General features: G+C 63.2%; 22 protein-coding genes and 1 other RNA gene. 11 read left to right on the forward strand and 12 right to left on the reverse strand.

All coding sequences use genetic code 11. From position 1 onward, the window contains the following. Positions 1-44: 44 nt before the first annotated feature. The 7 genes from gcvT to M5C01_RS08460 form a co-directional block, all read right to left on the reverse strand. Complete coding sequence (gene gcvT / locus M5C01_RS08430; protein ID WP_152736739.1) at positions 45-1,127, reverse strand: glycine cleavage system aminomethyltransferase GcvT; 1,083 nt, start codon at positions 1,125-1,127, stop codon at positions 45-47. Positions 1,128-1,282: 155 nt separating this feature from the next. After that, a complete protein-coding gene (locus tag M5C01_RS08435; RefSeq protein ID WP_152736738.1) occupies positions 1,283-2,899 on the reverse strand; it encodes an iron ABC transporter permease in 1,617 nt (538 codons plus the stop codon). A gap of 138 nt (positions 2,900-3,037) precedes the next feature. Next, the gene (locus tag M5C01_RS08440) at positions 3,038-4,039 is read right to left on the reverse strand and encodes an extracellular solute-binding protein (RefSeq protein WP_152736737.1); all 1,002 of its coding nucleotides are present in this window, start codon (positions 4,037-4,039) and stop codon (positions 3,038-3,040) included. Between the two features lie 267 nt (positions 4,040-4,306). Further along, entirely contained in the window at positions 4,307-5,524 is a 1,218-nt protein-coding gene (locus M5C01_RS08445; RefSeq protein ID WP_178129714.1) for a 2-octaprenyl-3-methyl-6-methoxy-1,4-benzoquinol hydroxylase, read from the reverse strand. A 157-nt stretch (positions 5,525-5,681) separates the two neighbouring features. Continuing rightward, a complete protein-coding gene (gene ubiH, locus M5C01_RS08450; RefSeq protein WP_152736735.1) occupies positions 5,682-6,869 on the reverse strand; it encodes a 2-octaprenyl-6-methoxyphenyl hydroxylase in 1,188 nt (395 codons plus the stop codon). Continuing rightward, positions 6,866-8,200 (reverse strand): Xaa-Pro aminopeptidase, encoded by a 1,335-nt coding sequence (pepP, locus tag M5C01_RS08455; protein ID WP_152736734.1) that lies wholly within the window; start codon positions 8,198-8,200, stop codon positions 6,866-6,868. Before pepP ends, ubiH begins: the two co-directional genes overlap by 4 nt. Positions 8,201-8,231: 31 nt before the next feature. Beyond that, positions 8,232-8,786: a YecA family protein gene (locus tag M5C01_RS08460; RefSeq protein ID WP_152736733.1), complete on the reverse strand. Its 555-nt coding sequence runs from the start codon at positions 8,784-8,786 to the stop codon at positions 8,232-8,234. Between the two features lie 145 nt (positions 8,787-8,931). Here M5C01_RS08460 and M5C01_RS08465 point away from each other — a divergent pair, with 145 nt between their 5' ends. The 4 genes from M5C01_RS08465 to M5C01_RS08480 all read left to right on the forward strand — a co-directional run bounded on the left by M5C01_RS08465 (position 8,932) and on the right by M5C01_RS08480 (position 10,357). Continuing rightward, on the forward strand, positions 8,932-9,141 hold the full coding sequence (locus M5C01_RS08465) for a TIGR02449 family protein (protein ID WP_100942079.1): 210 nt from the start codon (positions 8,932-8,934) through the stop codon (positions 9,139-9,141). After that, complete coding sequence (locus M5C01_RS08470; protein WP_103496097.1) at positions 9,138-9,455, forward strand: cell division protein ZapA; 318 nt, start codon at positions 9,138-9,140, stop codon at positions 9,453-9,455. The genes M5C01_RS08465 and M5C01_RS08470 overlap by 4 nt, the downstream gene beginning before the upstream one ends. Before the next feature lie 31 nt (positions 9,456-9,486). After that, positions 9,487-9,665, forward strand: a non-coding RNA gene (gene ssrS, locus M5C01_RS08475) — 6S RNA. An 86-nt stretch (positions 9,666-9,751) separates the two neighbouring features. Beyond that, entirely contained in the window at positions 9,752-10,357 is a 606-nt protein-coding gene (locus tag M5C01_RS08480) for a 5-formyltetrahydrofolate cyclo-ligase (protein WP_152736732.1), read from the forward strand. Positions 10,358-10,390: 33 nt separating this feature from the next. On the opposite strand, the gene M5C01_RS08485 is transcribed toward M5C01_RS08480, so the two are convergent. After that, positions 10,391-10,549, reverse strand: coding sequence for a hypothetical protein (locus tag M5C01_RS08485; RefSeq protein WP_103496095.1), 159 nt, complete (start codon positions 10,547-10,549; stop codon positions 10,391-10,393). 184 nt (positions 10,550-10,733) lie between these two features. Between M5C01_RS08485 and M5C01_RS08490 the strand changes: the two genes are divergently transcribed. The 4 genes from M5C01_RS08490 to M5C01_RS08505 all read left to right on the forward strand — a co-directional run bounded on the left by M5C01_RS08490 (position 10,734) and on the right by M5C01_RS08505 (position 16,229). Continuing rightward, the gene (locus M5C01_RS08490) at positions 10,734-11,183 is read left to right on the forward strand and encodes an EVE domain-containing protein (protein ID WP_152736731.1); all 450 of its coding nucleotides are present in this window, start codon (positions 10,734-10,736) and stop codon (positions 11,181-11,183) included. Positions 11,184-11,425: 242 nt separating this feature from the next. Then, positions 11,426-12,391: a biotin/lipoyl-binding protein gene (locus M5C01_RS08495; protein WP_152736730.1), complete on the forward strand. Its 966-nt coding sequence runs from the start codon at positions 11,426-11,428 to the stop codon at positions 12,389-12,391. After that, on the forward strand, positions 12,388-15,111 hold the full coding sequence (gene rbbA / locus M5C01_RS08500) for a ribosome-associated ATPase/putative transporter RbbA (RefSeq protein ID WP_152736729.1): 2,724 nt from the start codon (positions 12,388-12,390) through the stop codon (positions 15,109-15,111). Before M5C01_RS08495 ends, rbbA begins: the two co-directional genes overlap by 4 nt. Next, entirely contained in the window at positions 15,111-16,229 is a 1,119-nt protein-coding gene (locus M5C01_RS08505; protein WP_152736728.1) for an ABC transporter permease, read from the forward strand. The genes rbbA and M5C01_RS08505 overlap by 1 nt, the downstream gene beginning before the upstream one ends. Before the next feature lie 2 nt (positions 16,230-16,231). Here M5C01_RS08505 and M5C01_RS08510 read toward each other — a convergent pair whose 3' ends face one another. Next, positions 16,232-16,648 carry a flagellar basal body-associated protein FliL gene (locus M5C01_RS08510; RefSeq protein WP_177100897.1) on the reverse strand — a complete coding sequence of 139 codons (417 nt, stop codon included), beginning with the start codon at positions 16,646-16,648 and terminating at the stop codon, positions 16,232-16,234. A 156-nt stretch (positions 16,649-16,804) separates the two neighbouring features. On the opposite strand from M5C01_RS08510, the gene M5C01_RS08515 reads away from it, so the two are divergent. Both M5C01_RS08515 and M5C01_RS08520 read left to right on the forward strand, forming a co-directional pair. Further along, a complete protein-coding gene (locus tag M5C01_RS08515; RefSeq protein ID WP_152736726.1) occupies positions 16,805-17,782 on the forward strand; it encodes an NADPH:quinone oxidoreductase family protein in 978 nt (325 codons plus the stop codon). A 110-nt stretch (positions 17,783-17,892) separates the two neighbouring features. Next, positions 17,893-18,486 carry a flagellar basal body-associated protein FliL gene (locus M5C01_RS08520; protein WP_152736725.1) on the forward strand — a complete coding sequence of 198 codons (594 nt, stop codon included), beginning with the start codon at positions 17,893-17,895 and terminating at the stop codon, positions 18,484-18,486. A gap of 6 nt (positions 18,487-18,492) precedes the next feature. Here the strand turns inward: M5C01_RS08520 and M5C01_RS08525 are convergent, their stop codons facing one another. The 3 genes from M5C01_RS08525 to M5C01_RS08535 all read right to left on the reverse strand — a co-directional run bounded on the left by M5C01_RS08525 (position 18,493) and on the right by M5C01_RS08535 (position 22,866). After that, positions 18,493-19,578, reverse strand: a complete 1,086-nt coding sequence (locus M5C01_RS08525) for an anthrax toxin-like adenylyl cyclase domain-containing protein (RefSeq protein WP_152736724.1) — start codon at positions 19,576-19,578, stop codon at positions 18,493-18,495. Between the two features lie 217 nt (positions 19,579-19,795). Then, complete coding sequence (locus M5C01_RS08530; protein ID WP_103496086.1) at positions 19,796-20,443, reverse strand: gamma-glutamylcyclotransferase; 648 nt, start codon at positions 20,441-20,443, stop codon at positions 19,796-19,798. A gap of 26 nt (positions 20,444-20,469) precedes the next feature. Then, positions 20,470-22,866: a TonB-dependent receptor gene (locus M5C01_RS08535; protein ID WP_152736723.1), complete on the reverse strand. Its 2,397-nt coding sequence runs from the start codon at positions 22,864-22,866 to the stop codon at positions 20,470-20,472. 307 nt (positions 22,867-23,173) lie between these two features. On the opposite strand from M5C01_RS08535, the gene M5C01_RS08540 reads away from it, so the two are divergent. Next, positions 23,174-23,656: a sn-glycerol-3-phosphate transporter gene (locus tag M5C01_RS08540; RefSeq protein ID WP_218586062.1), complete on the forward strand. Its 483-nt coding sequence runs from the start codon at positions 23,174-23,176 to the stop codon at positions 23,654-23,656. Positions 23,657-23,746 lie beyond the last annotated feature (90 nt).

Genomic DNA, 23,746 nt, shown 5'->3' on the forward strand with positions numbered 1-23,746 from the left:
ATTTAAGTATCAGTGGCGGAGCGATTGAGGGCCCGCCGGAAAATTCAGATCAGGGTTTTACCATGACGCACGAACGTCGGCCTTACCACGCGAACCGGGTACCATTTGCCGCGAATTTCAACTTCAGCGCGATCAGCCGTGGCGGCGGGAACACGCGCCAGCGCAATCGACTTGCTTAGCGTAGGAGAGAAACTACCACTGGTGATCTCTCCTTCGCCAATCTCGGCGATCCGAACCACCTGGTGAGCCCGCAGAACGCCGCGCTCTTCCAGCACCAGGCCGACCAGCTTGAGCTTGGCGCCGGCGGTTTTTTCCGCCTCCAGGGCGCCACGCCCGATAAAGTCGCGATCAGCCGGTTCCCAGGCAATGGTCCAGGCCATATTGGCCGCCAGCGGCGAAACGTCCTGGTGAATATCCTGGCCGTACAGGTTCATGCCGGCTTCCAGGCGCAAGGTATCCCGGGCGCCCAGACCGATGGGCGAGATACCCGCGCCCACCAGATCGTTGAAAAAGCCGGGGGCCTGCTCGGCCGGCAGGATGATCTCCAGACCGTCTTCCCCGGTGTAGCCGGTGCGGGCAATAAACCAGTCGCCGTCACTGCGGCCTTCGAAGGGCTTGAGTTGCTGGATCAGTTGGCAGCGGGACTGGCTCACCAGTTCGGCGATCTTGTGCCGGGCCTGTGGCCCCTGGATCGCCAGCATCGCCAGCTCCGGGCGCTCGTGCAGTTGCACGTCATAGCCGCTGAGTCGGGCCTGCATCCAGGCCATGTCCTGATCACGGGTCGCGGCATTGACCACCAGGCGGTAACCGCTCTCGGTGCGATAGACGATCATGTCGTCGACCACCCCACCGTGCTCATTGAGCATCGCGCTGTACAAGGCGCGACCGAGGCCGTCGAGACGCTCGACATCGTTGGCCAGCAGATGGCGCAGCCAAGCCTTGGCCTGGCTGCCGGTGATATCGATCACGGTCATGTGCGAGACATCGAACACACCGCAGTCACGTCGCACCTGATGGTGCTCCTCGACCTGCGAGCCGTAATGCAGTGGCATATCCCAACCGCCAAAATCGACCATCTTCGCGCCGAGGGCGAGGTGCAGGTCATAGAGAGGCGTACGCTGTCCCATGGGTTTCTCCTTCCGGGCGTGGCGAAGGCGCGGACGGGTGGGAAACCGGCTTGAGCCCTTTATCGATGGGGCCTTGAGTCCTGTTTCGTACCCGGTCTGTCAGACGGACCGCACCGAATGCCGCGCATTGTAGCCGCAAGGGGGAGCCATGACACCTAGCCGATTCGATGCGCCGAGCGACGAATCAAGCCGATCACCGGCAACAGGCCGACCAGCACCAGGGTCAAGGCCGGCAGCGAGGCCCGCGCCCACTCCCCCTCGCTGGTCATTTCAAAGATCCGCACCGCCAGCGTGTCCCAGCCAAACGGGCGCATCAGCAGGGTCGCGGGCATTTCCTTGAGCACATCGACGAACACCAGCAGCGCCGCGCTCAAGGCGCCGGGCAGCAATAACGGCAGATACACTTTGCAAAAAAGTACTGGCCCACTGACCCCAAGGCTGCGCGCCGCCTCGGGCAGGGACGGTCGGATACGGGCCAGGCTGTTTTCCAAGGGACCATGGGCCACGGCGATAAAACGCACCAGATAGGCCAGCAGCAGGGCCGACAGGCTGCCCAGCAGCAACGGCTTGCCCGCCCCGCCCAACCAGCCCGACAGCGGGATCACCAGCACCCGGTCCAGATAGCTGAAGGCGAGCATGATCGAGACCGCCAGCACCGAGCCCGGCAGCGCGTAGCCGAGGTTGGCCAGGCCGACCCCGGAGCGGATCAGCCGGGTCGGCGCCTGGCGCCGGGCAAAAGCCAGCAGCAAGGCCACGCTGACGGTGATCAGGGCCGCCATGACGCCCAGGTAAAGGGTGTGCAGGATCAAGTCGGTGTAGCGCTCGTCGAGATCGAAGCGACCGCGCTGCCAGAACCAGACCAGCAGTTGCAGCAGCGGGATAACAAAGGCGCAGGCGAATACCAGCAGGCACCAGGCACTGGCCGCCAGGGCCTTGAACCCGTGCAGGTGATAGAGCGGCTGGGCTCGCGGGCGCTCATTGCCGCTGCGCACGGCGCCACGGGCGCGGCGTTCGCCGTAGAGCACCAGCATCACCGCGAGGAGTAGCAGGCTGGCCAGCTGCGCGGCGCTGGAGAGGCTGAAGAAGCCGTACCAGGTCTTGTAGATGGCGGTGGTGAAGGTGTCAAAGTTGAACACCGCGACGGCACCGAAATCCGCCAGGGTTTCCATCAGCGCCAGGGCCACGCCGGCACCGATGGCCGGACGCGCCATGGGCAGCGCCACCCGCCAGAACGCCTGCCAGGGCGATTGCCCGAGCACCCGGGCGGCTTCCATCAGGCCCTTGCCCTGGGCCATGAAGGCGGTGCGCGCGAGCAGGTAGACGTAGGGATAGAAAACCAGCACCAGGACCAGGATCACCCCGCCGGTGGAGCGCACCCGGGGCAGGCGCAGGCCGCTGCCGAACCACTCGCGCAACAAGCTCTGCAGCGGGCCGGAGAAATCCAGCAGGCCGACAAAGACAAACGCCAGCACATAAGCCGGGATGGCAAACGGCAGCATCAGCGCCCAGTCCAGCCAGCGTCGGCCGGGAAATTCGCAGAGACTGGTGAGCCAGGCCAGGCTCACCCCCAGCAGGGTGACACCGAGGCCGACGCCCAGCACCAGGGTCAGGGTGTTGCCCAGCAGACGTGGTAGCTGGGTGTCCCAGAGGTGGGACCAGATCTGCAGGTCGATCGACTGCCAGGACAACAGCAGCACGCTCAGCGGCAGCAGTACCAGGGCGGCGACAGCAAATACCGGAAGGTACCAGCGGCGTTGGACGGGATGGGCCAAGGAAGTTCTCGGTAAAGGCTACGCAAAGGGACAGACTGGATGCTCTTTGTGGGAGCGGAGCTTGCCCGCGAAGAGGCCCTAAAGGCCGCCAAAAGCATCGCGGGCAAGCTCCGCTCCCACAGCGTTTGTACTACCCGGTCAGTTCCAGCCAGCCCTGTCCATAAGGCGGATCGCCTCGGCCTGGCGCTTGCCGGCAATCTCCACGGGCAAGGTATCCGGCACGAACTTGCCCCAGCTCGCCACTTCCGCCGACGGCGGCACCGCCGGGTTGGCCGGAAACTCCTGGTTCACGTCGGCAAAGATGCGCTGCGCCTCGGGGGTGGTCATCCACTCCACCAAAGCCTTGGCCGCTTCCGGATGGGGCGCGTGCCGGGTCAGGCCGATGCCCGAGAGGTTCACGTGCACGCCGCGGTCGCCCTGGTTCGGCCAGAACAGTTTGACCGCCAGGTTCGGGTTCTGCTTGTGCAGGCGACCGTAGTAGTAGGTGTTGACGATCCCGACGTCGCACTGCCCGGCATTGATCGCCTCCAGCACGGCGATGTCATCGGAAAACACATCGGTGGACAGGTTGCCGACCCAGCCCTTGAGAATCTGCTCGGTCTTCTCGGCACCATGGACCTCGATCAGCGTGGCGGTCAGCGACTGGTTGTAGACCTTCTTCGCCGTGCGCAGGCACAGGCGGCCTTCCCACTGCTTGTCGGCGAGGGCTTCGTAGGTGCTCAAGTCGGAAGGTTTCACCCGCTCGGTGGAATACGCCAGGGTCCGCGCCCGCAGGCTCAGGCCGGTCCACGCATGGGCGGACGAACGGTATTGCAGCGGAATATTGGCGTCGATCACCTTGGACGTGAAGGGCTGCAGGATGCCCATCTTTTCCGCCTGCCAGAGGTTGCCGGCATCGACGGTGAGCAGCAGGTCGGCGCTGGCGTTTTCGCCTTCGGCCTTGATCCGCTGCATCAGCGGGGCTTCCTTGTCGGTGATGAACTTGATCTTGACCCCGGTCTTGGCGGTGTAGGCGTCAAAGACCGGCTTGATCAGTTCGTCGATGCGCGAGGAGTAGACCACCACTTCGTCGCCGGCGTGGGCGGTGCTGGCCATGAGGAAAAAGGCCAGGACAGTCAGTAGACGCTTCGGTGCCAACATGGGCGCGGTCTCTCGATTTCGAAATGAGCGCGAAATGATAGTGACTCACATTTCGCTTCTCAAACCTAACCGGAGACGGAGGAGTTACCAGATGTTGCACGGTGGTCCGTCAGTGAGACCGAGTCGCCTGCATCGCCGGCAAGCCGGCGCCTACAAAGGCGGAGGCGTTCACAAAATAGTGGTCCGCTGCGGACCTTGTAGGAGCCGGGCTTGCCCGCGAAGAGGCCCTGGAGGCCAATGCCAAACCCAGCCCTCTACATAGACCTGTCAGGCCCTGGCCAGCTCCGGCAGGTCGCCCGTCAGCCCCAGCGCCCGGCGCACGAACAGCGCCTTGGCCTCGGGCATCTGCTCGACGCTTTTCAACCCGGTGTTGCGCAGCCAGCGCAGTGCCAGCGAGTCCGCCTGGAACAGCCGCTCGAAACCTTCCATCGCTGCCATCAACCCCAGGTTGTGGGGCATGCGCCGCCGCTCGAAACGGCTGAGCACCCGTACATCCGCCAGCCGCTCGCCACGTTCGCACGCATGCAACAGTTCTTCAGCCAGCACCGCCGCATCGAGGAAACCCAGGTTCACGCCCTGGCCGGCCAGCGGGTGAATGGTGTGCGCGGCATCGCCGATCAGCGCCAGCCCTTCGGCCACATAACGCTTGGCATGGCGCTGGCGCAACGGCACGCAGAGCCGTGAGTCCGCCGACAGCACGGTCCCCAGCCGACCTTCGAAAGCCCGCTCCAGCTCCCGGCAGAAGGCCTCCTCTTCCAGCAGCATCAGGCGCTGCGCCTGCTCCGGCGTGGTCGACCAGACGATCGAGCACCAGTCCTGCTGCCCATCACGTTCCAGCGGCAAAAATGCCAGCGGACCGTCATCGGTAAAACGCTGCCAGGCGGTCATCTGGTGCGGTTGCGAGCTGCGCACGCTGGTCACGATCGCATGGTGCAGGTAGTCCCACTCGCGGGTGGCACAGCCGGCCAGGCGGCGCACCGCCGAATTGGCCCCGTCGGCGGCGATCACCAAAGGTGCGCGCAGCTTGCGACCATCGGCCAGGGTCAGCAGCCAGTCGTCGCCGGAGCGGCGCATCTGCTCCAGGCGTGCATTGGCCAGCAGGCCCATGTCGCAGTCATGCAAACGCTCGAGCAAGGCATCCTGGACTACCCGGTTCTCGACGATATGCCCGAGCACCTCGGCATGCACGCTGGCCGCCGAGAAGTGAATCTGCCCGGTGCCGCTGCCGTCCCAGACCTGCATGTCGCGGTACGGGCTGGCCCGCCGGGCGCTGATCCCGTCCCATACGCCAAGGCGCTCGAGAATCCGCTGGCTGGCGGCGGACAGCGCGCTGACCCGCGGCTCGAAAGCCGCCTGCGGGTCGAACGGCTTGACGCTCAGGGGGCTGCCGTCGAGCAGGAGAATCTCCAGCCCGCTGTCTTTCAACGCCAGGGCCAGGGCACTTCCGACCATTCCGGCCCCGACAATCAGCACATCTGCGCGCATTTCCATGCTTTAAGCCTTAGTGAAGGTTATGCGGACCTTGTAGGAGCAGGGCTTGCCCGCGAAGCTTTTGGCGGCCTCAAGGCCCCCTTCGCGGGCAAGCCCTGCTCCTACAGGGTTCGAGGTGTGGATACGGGCGCATTCCGGGCCCGGCAACGTCCTAGACATCGGAACGGGTACCCAGGCCCATCGCCTGCCGGGCGAACCAGCGTTTGGCCGGCGGCAGCAGGTCCAGGCCCAGCAGGCCGATATTGCGCCCCAGGGCCACCAGCGGCTGGGCATTGCCGAACAGGCGGGTGACCTGGTCGGAGAAGCCCACGGTGATCTGTTGGTCCAGGCGCTGGCGCTCCTGATAGGCCTGCAAGGTGCTCAGGTCGCCCAAGGGTGCCGTGCTCGCCAGCAAGGCCTCGGCCAGGGCCTGGGCATCGCGCAGCGACAGGTTGAAGCCCTGCCCGGCAATCGGATGCAAGCTATGGGCGGCGTTGCCCAGCACCACCAGATGCGCACGCACCTGTTCTTCGGCTTCCACCAGGCTCAGCGGGTACAGGTGCCGCGCGCCGACCTGGCGCAAGGTGCCCAGGCGATAGCCGAACACCCCCTGCAACTCGGCGAGGAAACTGCGCTCGTCCAGGTCGGCCAGACGCTGGGCATCCATCCCGAGACGGGTCCAGACCAGCGCACAACGATTCTCCGGCAATGGCAGCAGGGCCATCGGCCCCTCGTCGGTAAAGCGTTCGAAGGCCATGCCGTTGTGGGCTTCGCTGGGGGTGATATTGGCGATCAGCGCACTCTGGTGATAAGGCCGCTTGCGCACGCCGATCCCCAACTGCTCGCGCAACCCGGAACGGCCGCCGTCGGCCAGGATCGCCAGGTCGCAGTCCAACTGGGTTTCATCCCCCAGGGTCAGGCGATAGCCGTCTTCCAGCGGTTGCAGGTGGGTGACTTCGGCCGGACAGCGCCAACTGATCACTTCCTGGTCCAGGGCCTGCCACAGGCATTGCCCCAGCCAGGCGTTTTCCACCACATAACCCAGGGCCGGCACGCCCTCCTCCATGGCGGACAGCCGCGCGGTGGAGAAACGCCCGCGGTCGGACACATGAATCTGCTTGATCGGCTCGGCGCGCGGGCTGATCGACTGCCACACACCCAGGCGCTGATAGATCTGCCGGGCGCCGAAGGACAGCGCCGAAGAACGCGCGTCGTAGCTGGGTTGATAACTGTCGCCGGGGGCGAACGGTTCGATCAGGGTAATCTTCCAGCCCCGGGCCTTGGCCCCGGCCTGCAAGGCCAACGCCAGGCTGGCACCGACCAGGCCACCGCCGATGATCGCCAGATTGACCCGACTCATGCCGCCTGGATCCGGGCAGCCGCCATCAGCGCCTCGATCTCGGCCACGGTCTTGGGCACGCCGCCGGTGAGAATCTCACAGCCTTGTCTGGTCACCACTACATCGTCCTCAATGCGCACGCCAATACCTCGCCATTTCTTCGCCACGCTCTGGTTGTCCGGGGAGATATAGATCCCCGGCTCCACGGTCAGCGCCATGCCGACCTCCAGCACGCGCCATTGATCGCCGACCTTGTAGTCGCCGACATCATGCACATCCATCCCCAGCCAATGGCCGGCGCGGTGCATGTAGAAGGCCTTGTAGGCTTCGCTGGCGATCAGCTCGTCGACATCGCCCTGCAGCAACCCCAGCTCCACCAGCCCGGCGGTAATCACCTGCACCGTCGCCTCGTGGGCCTGGTTCCAATGCTTGTTCGGCGCGATCTCGGCAAAGGCCGCTTCCTGGGACGCCAGCACCAGTTCGTAGATCGCCTTCTGCTCCGGCGAAAACCGCCCGTTGACCGGCCAGGTGCGGGTGATATCGCTGGCGTAGCAGTCGATCTCGCAACCGGCGTCGATCAACACCAGGTCGCCGTCCTTGAGCACCGCGTCATTCTGCTGATAGTGCAGGATGCAGCTGTTGCGCCCGGTCGCGACAATGGAACCGTAGGCCGGCATCTTCGCCCCGCCCCTGCGGAACTCGTAGTCCAGCTCCGCTTCCAGGCTGAATTCATGCAATCCGGCGCGGCTGGCTTGCATCGCCCGCACATGGGCACGGCAGGAAATCGCCGCGGCCTCGCGCATCACTTTCACTTCCGCCGCCGATTTATACAGGCGCATATCGTGCAGCAGATGATCCAGGGCAACGAATTCGTTCGGCGGTTGCGCACCGAGGTGGGCCTTGGAACGGATCACGTTGATCCACTCCATCAGGTGCCGGTCGAACTCCGGGTTGCTGCCCATGGCCGAATAGACCCGGTCGCGCCCTTCGATCAGGCCCGGGAGAATGTCGTCGATATCGTTGATCGGGAACGCGTCGTCGGCGCCGAAGTCGCGGATCGCGCCCTCCTGGCCGGCGCGCAGGCCGTCCCAGAGCTCGCGCTCGACATTGCGCTCGCGGCAGAACAGCAGGTATTCGCCGTGGGGCCGGCCGGGGATCAGCACGATCACCGCCTGGGGCTCGGGAAAGCCGCTCAGGTACTGGAAATCGCTGTCCTGGCGATAGACATGTTCGACATCACGATTGCGGATCGCCACGGCGGCGGCCGGCAGGATCGCGATGCTGTTGGGTTCCATCCGCGCCATCAGGGCCTTGCGGCGCCGGGCGTATTCCGCTTTCGGGATATGGATCATGGGCAGATGGAGCTCCCTGTCTGAAGGCTTCTTAGTGCAGAGAAGGCTTGGCAGCCGGTTCAGCCGGTTTGTTGATTTCGGTGAACAGCAGCAGCGGCGCGACCCGCAGGTATTCCATGACTTCCATATAGTCGCTTTCACCGTCGTCGGACTCTTCCAGGGCTTCCTGCACCTGGGCGATGGCCGCCAGGTCCTGGAGCACCTCGGTGGCCTCGGCGCTCAGGGCATTGGCGCGGTAGGTCAGGCCGAAACCGGCGAGGAAACCCTGGCACCACTGGCCCAGCGCAATCGCGCGCTCGGTCAGGGGCGCATCGTCGGTGGGCAGCAGCAGGACAACGGTCATGTCATCGCTGGTAAGCTCGCCCTTGACCATCTCTTGCAGGCCGATCAGGGCGTTGCGCACGTTGTCTTGCGGTTCGCCTTCGAGCAGCTCGGCGGCGTCCACCAGCCAGCTGTCGGCTTCAAAGCCGGCACCGGCGCAACTGCGGCCAAGCAACAGGCCGTGAAGTTCGGCGGGCGAGACAGGATGACCGCTGGTGCTCAGCAGGGTGGCAAAGGCGTTATACGGGGAATTCTGAATGGGCATGGGCGGCTAGGCGCCAAGCGGCGCAATGTCTAGAATGAAGGCCTTGTATCCTAGCATTCGCGCACGAGCCAGACCATCGGCCGTCCAAACGTTTGCTCCGCGCTGTGATTACTACCGCTCATCAGTCATATTCAGTGGATACCCGATGGAAGACACCGACCTGCACGCGCTGATGGCCAGACTCGAACTGTTGATTACCCGGGTCGAGCAACTAAAAAGCCAAAATGGACTCTTACTAGCTCAGGAAAAGACCTGGCGCGAGGAGCGCGCAACCCTCATTGAAAAAAACGAAATCGCCCGGCGTAAGGTCGAATCCATGATTTCGCGCCTCAAAGCCCTGGAGCAAGACTCATGAGTTCAAGCAATAACGTGACCGTGCAGATCCTCGATAAAGAATATTCGATCATTTGCCCGCAGGAAGAACGCAGCAACCTGGTCAGTGCCGCTCGCTACCTGGACGGCAAGATGCGCGAAATCCGCAGCAGCGGCAAAGTCGTCGGTGCCGATCGCATCGCCGTGATGGCCGCGCTGAACATTACCCACGACCTGCTGCACCGCCAGGAACGCCCGGACGTGCAGGCCAGCGGCTCGACCCGCGAACAGGTGCGTGATCTGCTCGAGCGTGTCGATTTGGCGCTGTCCACTGATCCGGACAACAGCAAAGGCTGATTCCTACAGCGAGTTTCGGGTATACTGATGCCACTCCCTGGAGTGCTTGCCAGTTGGTGATGTCCCTGAGCCGATTCGCAAAACCACGGGAGTTGCACGTTGGGGCCGGTGCGCATGTCCGCTAGACGGAAAGCCTTAAGGCCTCCTGCAACTTCCACCTTGAACTCTCGGGTTCAAGGGCTAAGCCGACAGCGGTACGTCGGGGAGCCTGATTTCAACCCAGTGCCGGCTTTCACTGCCGGCATTGGTGTTAACGAGTTGCCGTCCTGGCCGCTCGATTGCCCAAGCCAGATGCCATGACCGAACCTGCGCCGCCTTCCCGCCCGCAACTTCGACGACTGCTGCGCAAAGCCCGCCGCGCGCTCAGCGCCAGCGAACAACGCCAGGCGGCCCGTGGCCTGTATCGGCAATTGGCGCAACACCCGCTGTTTCGCCGCGCCCGCCATATTTCCCTGTACCTGCCCACCGACGGCGAGATCGATCCGCGCCTGCTGCTGCGTGAAGCACAACGGCGCGGCAAGCACACCTATCTGCCGGTGCTGAGCGCCTGGCCGCGCACGCGGATGGTGTTCCAGCGCATTCGGCCGGGGGAGAAGCTGCAACCCAATCGTTTTCGCATCCTTGAGCCAAGGGTCAAGCTGGCCGCGCAACGCAAGGTCTGGACGCTGGACCTGGTGCTGCTGCCACTGGTGGGTTTCGATGTGGAAGGCGGACGACTGGGGATGGGCGGCGGTTTCTATGACCGCAGCCTGGCGTACCTGGCCCGCCGTCAAAGCTGGCGCAAGCCGACGCTGCTGGGGCTGGCCCATGAATGTCAGAAAGTCGCGAAGTTGAATCAGGCCAGCTGGGATGTGCCGTTACAGGGCACGGTCACCGACCGCGCCTGGTATTTCGCGCAATAAAGAATCGGCTGGATCCGGCAAGAACCGCCGGGATCAGCGCTTGAACAGAGTCGACTGCTGAGGCTGCTTCTGGACGATTTCCACCGGCACGTCTTTCTTGCCGGACCAGAGGCCCTGGGCATAGCCCGTAGTGACCACGCCCAAACCGAACAAAATCACCAAAATCCATAGTAAATCCGGTTTGCGTTTCATCGATTGCCCCCCTAGGCAAATGATCCACGATGACAGCAACGGTTTTCGTTATAGGCCGTGCAGCAGCGTCAAGCTTAAAATCCCGGCATTTTGCGATAACGTGAAGCACTACGCAAACACTGGCGTCAACCGACCGTCGGTTAGTGCCCGAAATTGCCCGACAAATTGCCCAAGGAGCAAAACCATGGCCTATTGGCTGATGAAATCCGAGCCCGACGAACTGTCCATCGAAGGCCTGGCCAAGCTCGGCGAGACACGCTGGGATGGCGTGCGCAATTACCAGGCGCGCAATTTCCTGCGGGCGATGGCCGCCGGTGATGAGTTTTTCTTCTATCACTCCAGCTGCCCGGAGCCGGGGATTGCCGGGATTGGTCGGATAGTGGCGGCGGCGTACCCGGACCCGACGGCGCTGGACCCGGAGAGTCCGTATCACGACCCCAAGGCCAGTGCCGAGAAAAATCCCTGGAGCGCGTTGCAGGTCGCGCACGTCGAGACCTTTGGCAAGGTGCTGGGGCTCGGCTATCTGAAGCAGCAGGCCGAGCTGGCGGAGATGCCGCTGGTGCAGAAAGGCAGCCGATTGTCGGTGATGCCGGTGACGCCCGAGCAGTGGGCTGCGGTTCTGGCTTTGCGCTGAAGCGACTGGCCTCTTCGCGGGCAAGCCCTGCTCCTACAGTCCTGCGTCGTTCAGCCCACTTGTGTACGACACAATACTGTAGGAGCAGGGCTTGCCCGCGAAGAGGCCCGCACTGACAACACATCATCCGACCATGCATCCCCCACCCGATTCAGGTTAGGCTTGCCGTTCATTTGACCAATATCAACGCGTTTCGCCGCGTATCCGGTCAAAATTGGACGCTACTGACGCAGGATGCCGTAATGTCGATGAATCAACACAGTTCCCGTCTTTTCGCCGGTGCCCTGCTCGTGCTGCTGGCCGCCGCCGGTGGCTTCGGCTACTGGAAGTCCCTTCACGACCGCCTGCCCGAAGGCCTCGGCATGGGCAACGGCCGCCTTGAAGCCACCGAAGTGCAGATCGCCAGCAAAACCCCGGGCCGGCTGGCCGAAGTGCTGGTCAACGAAGGCGACAAGGTCACCCGGGGCCAACTGCTCGCCCGCCTCGACACCCGCACCCTCGAAGCCCAGCGCAACCAGGCCGAAGCCGAAGTGCTGCGCGCCCGCGAGAACCTCGCCGCCAACCAGGCCAACGTGCAACTGCGCCAAAGCGAACTGTTGCTGGCCGGCCAGGAGCTCAAGCGCTTTCGCGAACTGTCCCAGCGCGGTTTCGCCAGCGGCCAGGTGATCGACCAGCAACAGGCCCGCTACGACACCAGCACCGCCGCGCTGACCGCCGCCAAGGCCCAGGTCTCGGCCACCAACGCCGCCATCGGCGCGGCCCAGGCCCAGGTCGCCCAGTTGACCAGCGAAATCGATGACAGCAGCCTGCGTGCGCCCCTCGACGGCATTATCCAGCTGCGCCTGGCCGAACCCGGGGAAGTTCTCGGCGCCGGCGGCCGGGTGTTGCTGCTGATCGACCCCAACGACCAGTACATGAACCTCTACCTGCCCGCCTCCGTGGTCGGCCGCCTGACCCAGGGCGACGACGCGCGGATCCTGCTCGACGCCCTGCCCGAACATCCCCTGCCGGCGAAAGTCGCCTTCGTCGCCGCCAAGTCGCAGTTCACCCCCAAGGAAGTGGAAACCCGCGACGAACGGCAGAAACTGGTGTTCCGGGTCAAACTGCGCCTGACCGAACCCGCCGCCGTGCCCCAGGCCAAGCCCGGCATGCCCGGCGCCGGTTACGTGCGCACAAGTCCCGTGGACTGGCCGGCCAACCTGAAATGAGCGACCTGGCGCTGCAAGCCAGTGGCATCCAGCATCGCTACGGCGATCAGCAGGCCCTGATCGACATCGCCTTCAGCCTGCCCGCCGGTACCCGCTGCGGCCTGATCGGCCCGGACGGCGCCGGGAAATCGAGCCTGCTGGGACTGATCGCCGGGGTCAAGAAACTCCAGCAAGGCCAGTTGCAGGTGCTCGGCGGGGCCATCGACGAGCGCCGCCACCGCAGCAGCCTGTACCCGCGCATCGCCTTCATGCCCCAGGGCCTGGGGGGCAACCTTTACCCCGACTTGTCGATCAGCGAGAACATCCGTTTCTTCGCCACGCTGTTCGGGCTGGGCAAGGCCGAGTGCGACCTGCGCATGCACAGTCTGCTGCGCGCCACCGACCTTGAGCACTTCAGCGAGCGGCCGGCCGGCAAACTCTCCGGCGGCATGAAGCAGAAGCTCGGCCTGTGCTGTGCGCTGATCCACGACCCCGACCTGCTGATCCTCGACGAGCCCACCACCGGCGTCGACCCGCTGTCGCGGCGGCGCTTCTGGGAACTGGTGGATGAATTCCGCCGCCAGCGCCCGCAGTTGACGCTGCTGGTGGCCACCGCCTATATGGAGGAGGCCGAACAGTTCGAGCACTGCCTGATGCTCGACCGTGGCCGCCTGATCGCCGCCGGCCTGAGCCAGGAACTGGCCGCCAGCACCGCGAGCGGCAAGCTCGACGACGCATTCACCCATTTCCAGGGCGACAGCGGCCACGACAACCAGCCCCTGGTGATCCCGCCCCGGGACGCCGGCCAGACCGATATCGCCATCGAAGCCCACGAACTGACCTTGCGCTTCGGCGACTTCACGGCGGTGAACAAGGTCAGCTTCGCCATCGGTCGCGGCGAGATCTTCGGTTTTCTCGGTTCCAACGGCTGCGGCAAGACCACCACGATGAAGGTCCTCACCGGCCTGATGCCCGCCAGCGAAGGCAGTGCCACGCTGCTCGGCAAACCGGTGGACGCCGCAGACCTGGCGACGCGCAAGCGGGTCGGCTTCATGTCCCAGAGTTTCTCGCTGTACGGCGAACTCAGTACGCGGCAGAACCTTGAATTGCACGCGCGCCTGTTCGACCTGCCCAAGGCCGACAGCGCGACCCGGATCGAGGAACTGATCCAGCGCTTCAACCTTGGCGAGATCGCCGACCAGCCGTCCGGCGCCCTGCCCCTTGGCCTGCGCCAACGCCTGTCGCTGGCGGTGGCGGTACTGCATCGCCCGGAAGTGCTGATCCTCGACGAACCCACCTCCGGGGTCGATCCGGCGGCACGGGATGACTTTTGGCGCCTGCTGATCGAACTGTCCCGGGAACAGGGGGTGACAATCTTTCTCTCCACCCACTTCATGAACGAAGCCCAGCGCTGCGACCGCATTTCCTTGATGCATGCCGGCCAGGTGCTCGCCTGCGACACCCCCGATGCCCTGCAACGGCAGTTTCACGGCGACACCCTGGAGGCCGCCTTTGTCCGCTGCCTGGAGCAGGCGCAAGGCAGTTCGCCGGAACCGCAGGCCGCCAGCGGTGACACAGCGCTGCCGTCGTCCGGCCTGGCACCGAACAAGACCGGTTTCAGTCCGGCACGCTTGCTGGCCGTGGCCAGCCGCGAAGGCAAGGAACTGCTGCGCGACAAGGTGCGACTGGCCTTCGCCCTGCTGGGATCGCTGTTCATGATGGTGATCTTCGGCTACGGGATTTCCCTGGACGTGGAAAATCTTGCCTTCGCCGTCTATGACCAGGACCAGACGCCACAAAGCCGGGCCTACCTGGAAGCCTTCCGCGGCTCGCGTTACTTCGAAGAGAAAACCCCGATCCGCGATGCCGCGCAACTGCACCAGCGCCTGCAACGCTCGGAGATCAAGCTGGCGCTGGAGATCCCCCCGGGCTTCGGCCGCGACCTGTATGCCGGGCGCCAGCCCACGGTCGCCGCCTGGCTGGACGGCGGCATGCCGTTCCGCGCCGAAACCAGCCGCAACTATGTCGAGGCCGTGCACCAGGCCAACCTTGAGCAACTGGCGGCGCAAAGCAGCCCGGCCTACGACGCCCGCCCCGCCGCCCGACTGGAAACCCGCTTTCGCTACAATCAGGACGTGGTCAGCGTGAATGCCATCGGCCCCGGCGTCATGGCGCTGATCCTGGCCTTTATCCCGGCGATGCTCACCGCCCTGGGCATTGTTCGGGAGAAGGAGCTCGGTTCGATCACCAACTTCTATGCCACGCCCCTGACCCGCCTGGAGTTCCTGCTGGGCAAGCAGGCGCCGTATCTGGCGGTCAGCCTGATCAACCTGGCCCTGCTGGTGGCGATGAACCGCTGGCTGTTCGGCGTGCCCTTCAAGGGCAGCGGCCTGACCCTGGCCCTGGGCGGCATGCTCTATGTGCTGGCAACCACCGGCATGGGCCTGCTGATCTCGGCCTTCACCCGCACCCAGATCGCCGCGATCCTCGGCACCATGATCATCACCAGCCTGCCGACCATCCAGTTTTCCGGATTGATCGTGCCGCGTTCGTCGCTGGACGGCGGTGCCGCATTGATGGGCATGCTGTTCCCCGCCGGGCATTTTCTCGATATCGCCGTCGGCACCTTCACCAAGGCCCTGAACCTGCGCGAACTATGGCCGCAGTGCCTGGCGTTGTTCGGGTTCTTCGTCGCCTTTACCGGCCTGAGCCTGCTCATGCTCAAGAAGCAGGAGGCCTGATGCACAAGCTCGCCCATATCCTGCGCCTCGGCATCAAGGAACTGACCAGCCTGCGCCATGACAGCGTCCTGCTGCTGTTCCTGTTCTATGCCTTCAGCGTGGCGATCTACATGCCCGCGGCCGGCTCGGTGATCGGCGTGCACAACGCCAGTGTCGCCCTGGTGGACGAGGACCGCAGCGCGCTGTCGCGCAAACTGGGCGATGCCCTGCAACCGCCGGAATTCCAGCGCCCGGCACCGTTGGCCTACGACCGCCTGGACGCGGCCCTGGACAGCGGCCAGTACACCTTCGTGATCAATGTGCCGGCCAACTTCCAGAGCGACCTGCTGGCCGGCCGCTCACCCACCGTGCAGGTCAACGTCGACGCCACCGCCATGAGCCAGGCATTCATGGGTGCCGGCTATATCGGGCGGATCTTCCAGCGCGAACTCCTCGAGTACGGCGGCCAGGCCGACGCCGCGAGCCAGACGCCGGTGCTACTGACCAGCCGGGCGTTGTTCAACGCCAACCTGGAGGGCGGCTGGTTCCTGGCGGTGATCCAGATCGTCAACAACATCACCATCCTGGCGATCATCCTCACCGGCACCGCACTGCTGCGCGAACGCGAGCACGGCACCCTGGATCACCTGCTGGTGCTGCCGCTCACGGCCCTGGAAATCATGCTGGCGAAAATCTGGAGCAACCTGCTGGTGGTGGTGATCTGCACCTGGGTATCGCTGGAAGTGATCGTCAAGGGCGCGCTGGGCGTGCCGTTGGCCGGCTCGTTGGGCTTGTTCCTGGGGGTGACGGCGCTGTATCTGTTCGCCAGCACGGCCCTGGGGATTTTCCTCGCGACCCTGGCCCGCTCGACTCCGCAGTTCGGCCTGCTGGCGATCCCGGTGATCATCCCCATGCTCCTGCTGTCCGGCGGCAGCACGCCGCTGGACAGCATGCCGACCTGGCTGCAATGGGTGATGCAGGGCTCGCCGTCGACGCACTTCGTCAGCCTGGCGTCGGCGATCCTGTTCCGCGATGCCGGGGTCAGCGTGGTCTGGCCCGACCTGCTGGCGCTGGCGGGCATCGGCCTGGTGTTCTTCAGCGTGGCCCTGGCGCGCTTCCGCAGGAGCCTGGCGTCCTAGGTTTACTGAACGATCAGGTTATTGAACAGCAGGTCCTCGACCACCGGCTTGCCGGTTTCGTCGTTCATCACCTGCTGAACCTGCTTCAGCGCTTCCTGGCGCATCTTTTCCTTGGCGTCGACGTTGCTCATCGAATCCACGGTCTGCTGGGCGAACAGCGCCACCAGTTGGTTACGGATCAACGGCTCGTTGGCCTTGACCGCCTTGGCCGCTTCCTCGCCGGTCACGCGCAAGGCCACATCGGCCTTGTAGACCTTGAGTTTCGGACTGCCATCAAGACCATAGTTACCGACAAACGGCGGCGTCAGGCTGATATAGCTGACTTTCGGACCCGCGCCTTCCCCTTCCTTGGCTTCTTCCGCCGCCACTGCCGCCAACGGCAGGGACAAGGCCAACATCAACATGATCAACGCTTTCACAATTCGCTCCTTATCCGGTTTGCGGCCTAGCATAGCGACCCGCACCGCCCTGCCCAAGCAAAAGCTTATGGCGGACTATCAGGGTGGGGCATGCTCGTTGACCCTTCGACTCACACACCTACACTTATCGGCCATCACTCCCAAAGGAATAGCCCGATGAAAGCCGTGCTCTGCAAAGCCTTCGGCCCCGCCGAAACGCTGGTGCTGGAAGAGGTCGCCAGCCCGGTGCCCGCGAAGAACGAGATCCTGCTGCAGGTACACGCCGCCGGGGTGAACTTCCCGGATACGCTGATCATCGAGGGCAAATACCAGTTCAAGCCGCCCTTCCCGTTTTCCCCGGGTGGTGAAGCGGCCGGCGTGGTCGTCGCGGTGGGCGAGAAGATCAGCCACCTCAAGGTCGGCGACCGGGTGATGGCCCTGACCGGCTGGGGCAGTTTTGCCGAAGAGGTGAAAGTGCCCGGCTATAACGTGCTGCCGATCCCCCCCGCCATGGACTTCACCACCGCCGCCGCCTTCAGCATGACCTACGGCACCTCCATGCACGCCCTCAAGCAGCGTGCGCAGTTGCAGCCAGGGGAAACCCTGCTGGTACTCGGCGCCTCCGGAGGCGTGGGCCTGGCCGCCGTGGAAATCGGCAAGGCCATGGGCGCCCGGGTGATCGCCGCCGCCAGCAGCGCGGAGAAGCTGGCGGTGGCCAAGGCCCTCGGCGCCGATGAGCTGATCAACTATGGCCAGGACAATCTCAAGGATGAAATCAAGCGCCTGACCGACGGCAACGGCGTCGACGTGATCTACGACCCGGTCGGCGGCGACCTGTTCGACCAGGCCATCCGTTCCATCGCCTGGAACGGCCGCCTGCTGGTGGTGGGTTTTGCCAGCGGGCGAATCCCGGAACTGCCGGTGAACCTGGCACTGCTCAAGGGTGCGGCGGTGATCGGGGTGTTCTGGGGCTCGTTCGCCCAGCGCCAGCCCCAGGACAACGCCGCCAACTTCCAGCAACTGTTCAACTGGTTTGCCGAAGGCAAATTGAAGCCGCTGGTATCGCAGACCTATCCCCTGGCCCAGACCGCCCAGGCCATCAATGACCTGGCCCAGCGCAAGGCCGTCGGCAAAGTGGTGGTGCAGGTGCGTTGAGCCGCTGACGACAGTTTCACCCGGCACGCTGCCTGAATACCGCTATATTTTGCCCATGGCCCGGGCGCGCTCATGACGGGCGCGCCCCTGCATCCCATCGAGGCAAATCCATGCTCAAACTGCTACAGACCCTGCTCCCCGGCGTACTCGCTTTCTCGGCGCTGATACCCGCCACACCGGCCATGGCCCACAAGGAAGTCGGCTTGAGCGATGTCACGGTGCTGATCGTCCGCCACGCGGAAAAACCCGACCAGGGTCGCGGGCTCAGCCCCGCGGGTGAACATCGGGCCCAGGCCTACGCCAGCTACTTCGATCCCTTGTCGCTGGACGGCGCACAACTGACCCCGCAACGCCTGATTGCCACCAGCGACAGCAAGGAAAGCGACCGGCCACGCCTGACCCTCACCCCGCTGTCGCAGCGCTTGAACCTGCCCATCGAACAACCCTATGCCGACGACGAAGTCGACAAGCTGGTCAAATCCCTGGGCAAGGACAACAGCGTGCCGGTGGTACTGATCGCCTGGCACCACGGGCATATCGACAACCTGATCGAGGCCTTCGGTGGCGATGCGAAAAAGCTGACCGGGCAAAAGCATTGGCCGGAGGATGTATATGACTGGCTGATCGTGCTGCGCTTTGACCACAAAGGGCAGTTGATCGAGTCCCGCAGCGAAAAGGTCGATGAACCGGCGTTTCCCGGCTGATAAACGCTAAACCTCGTAGTGTCCTTCCCGGCTGACTGAGAGCCCCAATTGACGATGCCAACCCGGATTCAGGCCGAGGACATAGTCAAAGCTCAACACACTGAGCAGGTGCTTCACATCGTGCACATTACGGGCGCAATAGGCCTCTTCATGGGGGATAAAGAACAGGCAGGGAAAATCGATATCCGAAACCAGCGGACGCCCCGCTTCGTCGCTGTGGTGCACCACGTCTCCGCCCTGATAGCCTTCCGTACGAACCGCAGTGTTCAGCGCGGTCCGGAGTAGATTGATACGTGGCGTGATGTTGCCCAGGTGGGGATCCTCATGCTGGATAAAAGACTTCAGCCCCTGACGCAGGCGATCACTGCCCGGCACCCGACGTCGGTCCGCCCCTGAGCGGGAATAGCTGCTGCGCCGGGGGAAAACCGCCCACAGGTCATAATCACAGGTGGTCGCGGCCCGATAAGTCTGGCGCACCTCCACCGGGCAATAGGGGTCGACAATGGCCATGACCGGGAGCAGGTTTGTCCGATCCTGTGCCTGGTTGAGTCCCGTCAGGCTATTGGACAGGCGGCTTTCCTGCGGTCCATAAAACACGCCCCAGAGTCCCTCGCCCTTGGTGCCCGCCACACCCGTTGTATATTTCAATATGAAACTCATGGAAACACCCGTTGGACCAGACGCCATATAACGCATTTCCTGGTTATTCCCACCCATCAGCGTCATGCACTTCAGCTGAGTTTCCAGTGCCTTGCGTCGCTCATTGGTTATATACAACGGCGTCTCGTCGCCCCCTGAACTGACTGCTCCTTGCAAGGCTTTACGCTGACTGGCGATATCCGGGTTTTTGGTAAATCTTGGATCCGCTAGGACAAACCCGGCCATCGGCCCCCAGGTGCAACTTTTGGCTTTATTGTGAAAGCCCTTGGTGGCATAACTTTCCAACAACAACCCCGTGGCGCAAGGCCCCACGGCCCGCACGGCAATGACACACTCATGAGTGTCGGCCACACGCTGAAAGGCTCGTCCATGTTGTATTGGCATGCCGGTACTGACAATGGCAGATAGCCCACGCACTATATTCAGTTTCATATGGAGCTTTACCCGAGTGCAAAAGATCACTCGTTATAGCACTGCCCCAGCTCATTGATGAACGCGGATAATGAAACAATTCTTGAACATAAAAACGACCCCACAAAGAGTCTCTCTTTTTGATAACGTCTTCCACATCGATATCAAATAGCGCTTTTGAAGATTATAAAAATAGGGCGGTATATTTCACTGAATGGTTTTAAACATCGCCGTGATATTAATGCGAGGCCGAACGGCAGCGCTTGAGTCGCGCTTCCAGATTGCGATCCGGCATGGCGTGGCTGCGCAGGGCGCTGGCGGTCTGCTCGACGTAGTCGCGGGTGGTGCCATAACGCCCACAGGCGCTTTCGAGCACCTGGTTCAGCACATGGTCCGGCAGGTTACCGGCATAGCTGGGCAAGTGCCGCTCGAGCACGAAACCCAGCGCCTGAACCGTCTGCCCCGTGGCCAGGCGGCAATTGAGCCAGTGCGGCCGATAGGACGGCACCGGCATCTCCCGCTGCCACAAGGCATAGAGCGAGGCCTCCAACTGATCATCCGGCAACCGATAGGCAAAACCGCTACAGGAACCGCCACGATCGAGGCCGAACACCAGCCCCGGAAACTCCGGCGTGCCTCGGTGTTCATGGGACCACAGGTACAAACCCCGGTGATAACCATGAACCCGCCCGCGCACCCGCTCCACGGCGGAGCACTCGGGGCGCCAGATCAACGAGCCGTAGGCGAACAGCCAGACCGGTCCGCCCTTGTGCCGGGCCATGGTGGCCTGCATGGAGCAGAGCAGTTGCTCGTGGGTCAGTTGCGCCCCCAGTTCCAGGCGCGGCGGATAGGCCAAACTCGACAACGCGGGATCGATAGCGGTCATGGCGGATTGCGCGGGGTTCTTGATCATTACCAGTTGTAAGTCACTTTACCGTAATAAAACGCACCGCTGTAACCGTACGGCGAAAAAGTGCTGTAGGCCAGGTTGCCACCGTTACTGGCGTAGGCATTGAGTTTCTCCGGGTATTTGTCGGTGACGTTGTCGCCGCCCACGGTAAAGGTCCAGTTCTTCAGCTTGTAGTCCGCCGCCAGGTCCAGCAGCCAGGCCGCCTTGAAGGTCTGGTCATAGGTCGGATCGGCCTGGTAGCTGGTGAAAGAACCATAACGCACCAGGGTCGTGTGCAGCGTCCAGTTGCCGTAGTTGAAGTCGTTACCCAGGGTCAGTTTCTGCTCCGGCGTGCTGTCACCCAGCAGACCGAGTTCTTCACGGCGGTCGACCCGCAACAGATTGACCCCCAACTGATTGAGAATCGCCGGGTTGGCCTTCACGTCGGTGACCTTGGTGTGATTGAAGTTGTAGCCCAGGGTGCTGTTCCAGCGCACCCCGTTGTCCAGCTGGTAGCGATAGTTGGCCACCAGGTCGATGCCGTCGGTGCGGGTACTGGTGGCATTGGTGAAGTAGCGGGCGCTGGTGTAGTTGATATTGCCCACACCGTTGGCCTGCAGATAGGCGATCGCCGCGTTGTTCAGCGACAGGTTGGACGACAGGCTGATGCGGTCGCTGATATCGATCCGGTAGATATCGGCGGTCAGCGTCAGGTTGTCCGTCGGCTGCAGCACCAGGCCGAGGCTGTAGTTGCGGGATTTTTCCGGCTTGAGATCATCGGAGCCGAGCAACTTTGCCACCTTGCCGTTGGCCGGAAACACCCCGGTCTCCTGCACGGTCGAGCCGATCAGTTGCGAGGAGGTAAAGGCGAAGTTCTGCTGGGCCAGGGACGGTGCGCGAAAGCCGTTGGAGACGCTGCCGCGCAACGCCACCTGCGGGGTGAAATCGTAGCGCGCCGACAACGAGCCGCTGACGTTGGCACCGAAGTCGCTGTAGTCCTCGCGACGTACCGCCGCCGAGGCACTGAGTTTTTCCGTGAAGTTGGTTTCCAGGTCCAGGTACTGGGCGAAGTTATGCCGCGAATAGCTGCCGGCATCCGATTCGCGGAAGCCGCCAAGGCCGGAACTGCCGGTCTGGTAATAGGACTCAGGCTGGCCGGCGCTGATCTGGTAACCCTGGCGCAGGTATTCGCCGCCGAACGCCACGGACACTGGATACGGCAGCCAGCCGAGGCTGAATTCCCGCGACAGGTCCAGGCTCAGTTGGCGCTGGTCGTTGCTCAGGGCGCCGTTTTCAAATTTGCGCGGGGTGTTCAGGCCCAGGGAGGTGTTGATCGTCTCGGTGCTCAGGTCGTACTGGTTCTTGCCGTAGTTGGCGGACAGGTCGTAGTGCCAGTTATCCGTCAGCAGGCCGCGCAGGCCGACCACCAGGGAAGTGTCCTCGAGATCGCCGCGAATCAGCGGCAGATAACCGTTGGGGAAGATCGCCGGAAGGTTGTTCGAGGCATTGCTGGCGCGATAGAAGCCGGCGGTTTCGCCCCGGCGCTTGCTGTAGCCACCGAAGCTGTAGAGTTCGGCGGCGTCGTTGAAGCTGTAGGCCGAGTTGAAGGCGAACTTGCCTTCGTCGCTGGCCGGCTCCCCCTGGCGGAACACTTGCTGGCCATAGGTGGTGGAACCGATGCTGGCGGGACGGTAGTCGTTACCGGCACGGTTGGTGTAATCGTTGTCGGCACCTTCGCCGGACAGGTTGAAGTAACCGTTATCACCGATGGCGAACCCGCTGTTGCCGGAGATCTGCCGCTGGATACCGTCGCCCTTCTTGTATTCACCGAACTTGCTGGAGATCGAACCGCCATGGTCGGCGTTCTTGAGGATGATGTTGATCACCCCGGCAATCGCGTCCGAGCCGTAGCGGGCGGACGCGCCATCGCGCAGCACTTCGATATGGTCGATCGACGACAGCGGGATCGCATTCAGGTCGGTCGGTGCCGAGCCCCGGCCCACCGCGCCGCCCAGGTTGACGAAGGCGCTGGTGTGGCGCCGCTTGCCATTGACCAGCACCAGCACCTGGTCCGGTGACAGCCCGCGCAATTGCGCCGGGCGCACCAGCTCGGCGCCGTCCACCAGGCTCGGCCGCGGGAAGTTGATGGACGGAATCAACTTCGCCAGCACCGTGCCCAGCTCATCCGAGCCGGTGCCGCGCAGGCTGTCGCCGCTGATCACATCGATGGGCGACAGCGACTGGCTGGCCGTGCGCTCCTGGGAGCGCGTGCCGGTGACGATAACGGTATCGAGCTTTGGCGCTTCGGCGCTTTCCGCCTCGGCGGCAGCCGTCGAGCTGAAGGTAAAAGCGCTGGCGGCGGTCAGCAAATGTGCCGACAAAATCGCCGTGTACAAACGTTGTTGCGTGTTGCTCCCCATACCGCTCCCCTTTGAATCCAAGGTCGAGGCGTCTTGCCCCGAGTTCGCACGATCGGTCCGTGTGGCGAACGGTGTCGGTCATTGTGGTGTTGATTGGCAGATACAAAGCCGGTGGTCCGATGGGCATATAGCCTAATGTTATGTAACAAATAAATTAAATATCAAAATCATATAACGATAAGCTAAACATCGCGTACGGGAAAACCCCTACAGATATTTCAGAGGCCACGATCTGATAATCCGATTTGGACTTACGTATAACGGCCGCCTACTTCAATCGCTACGTTTTCACCAGGGGCCAATGACCATGAACCCATCACTCCTTATCCAAGCCCTGTGCCTGTTTCTGCTGGCGCCCAGCGCCTGGGCGTCGAACGATTCGGACGCGGCTGGCAAGGGCTTCTGGTACCTGCAAACCAGCGTCGTTACCCGTCACTTCTCACCGGACCCTGACCACAATAATCACCAGGACCTGATCGGCCTGGAGCGCAATGACGCCTCGGGGTTTCTCTATGGGGCGGCGACGTTTCGCAACTCGTTCAGCCAGCGTTCGTATTACGCCTATGCGGGTAAACGCTTCGAGAGCGCCGACTATCCGGTGTACCTGAAAGTCACAGGTGGCTTACTTCAGGGATACAAAGGCGAATATCGCGACAAGATCCCGCTGAATCACCTGGGCGTTGCGCCGGTGATCATTCCTTCCGTCGGCGCGCATTACGGGCCGGTGGCGGCGGAGGTGGTGTTGCTGGGTTTTAATGCGGCGATGCTTACCGCCGGGGTGCGTTTCTGAGGGATTTGCAGCGGTCTTGAAGCCCTCTTCGCGGCGGTGCGGCGTCCCGACAAGCCCTGCTCCTACAGTTCTGTGTCGTACACAAAATCT

Source organism: Pseudomonas sp. MWU12-2319 (assembly GCF_023242525.1).
In the GTDB taxonomy this organism is placed as follows: Bacteria; Pseudomonadota; Gammaproteobacteria; order Pseudomonadales; family Pseudomonadaceae; genus Aquipseudomonas; species Aquipseudomonas gingeri_D.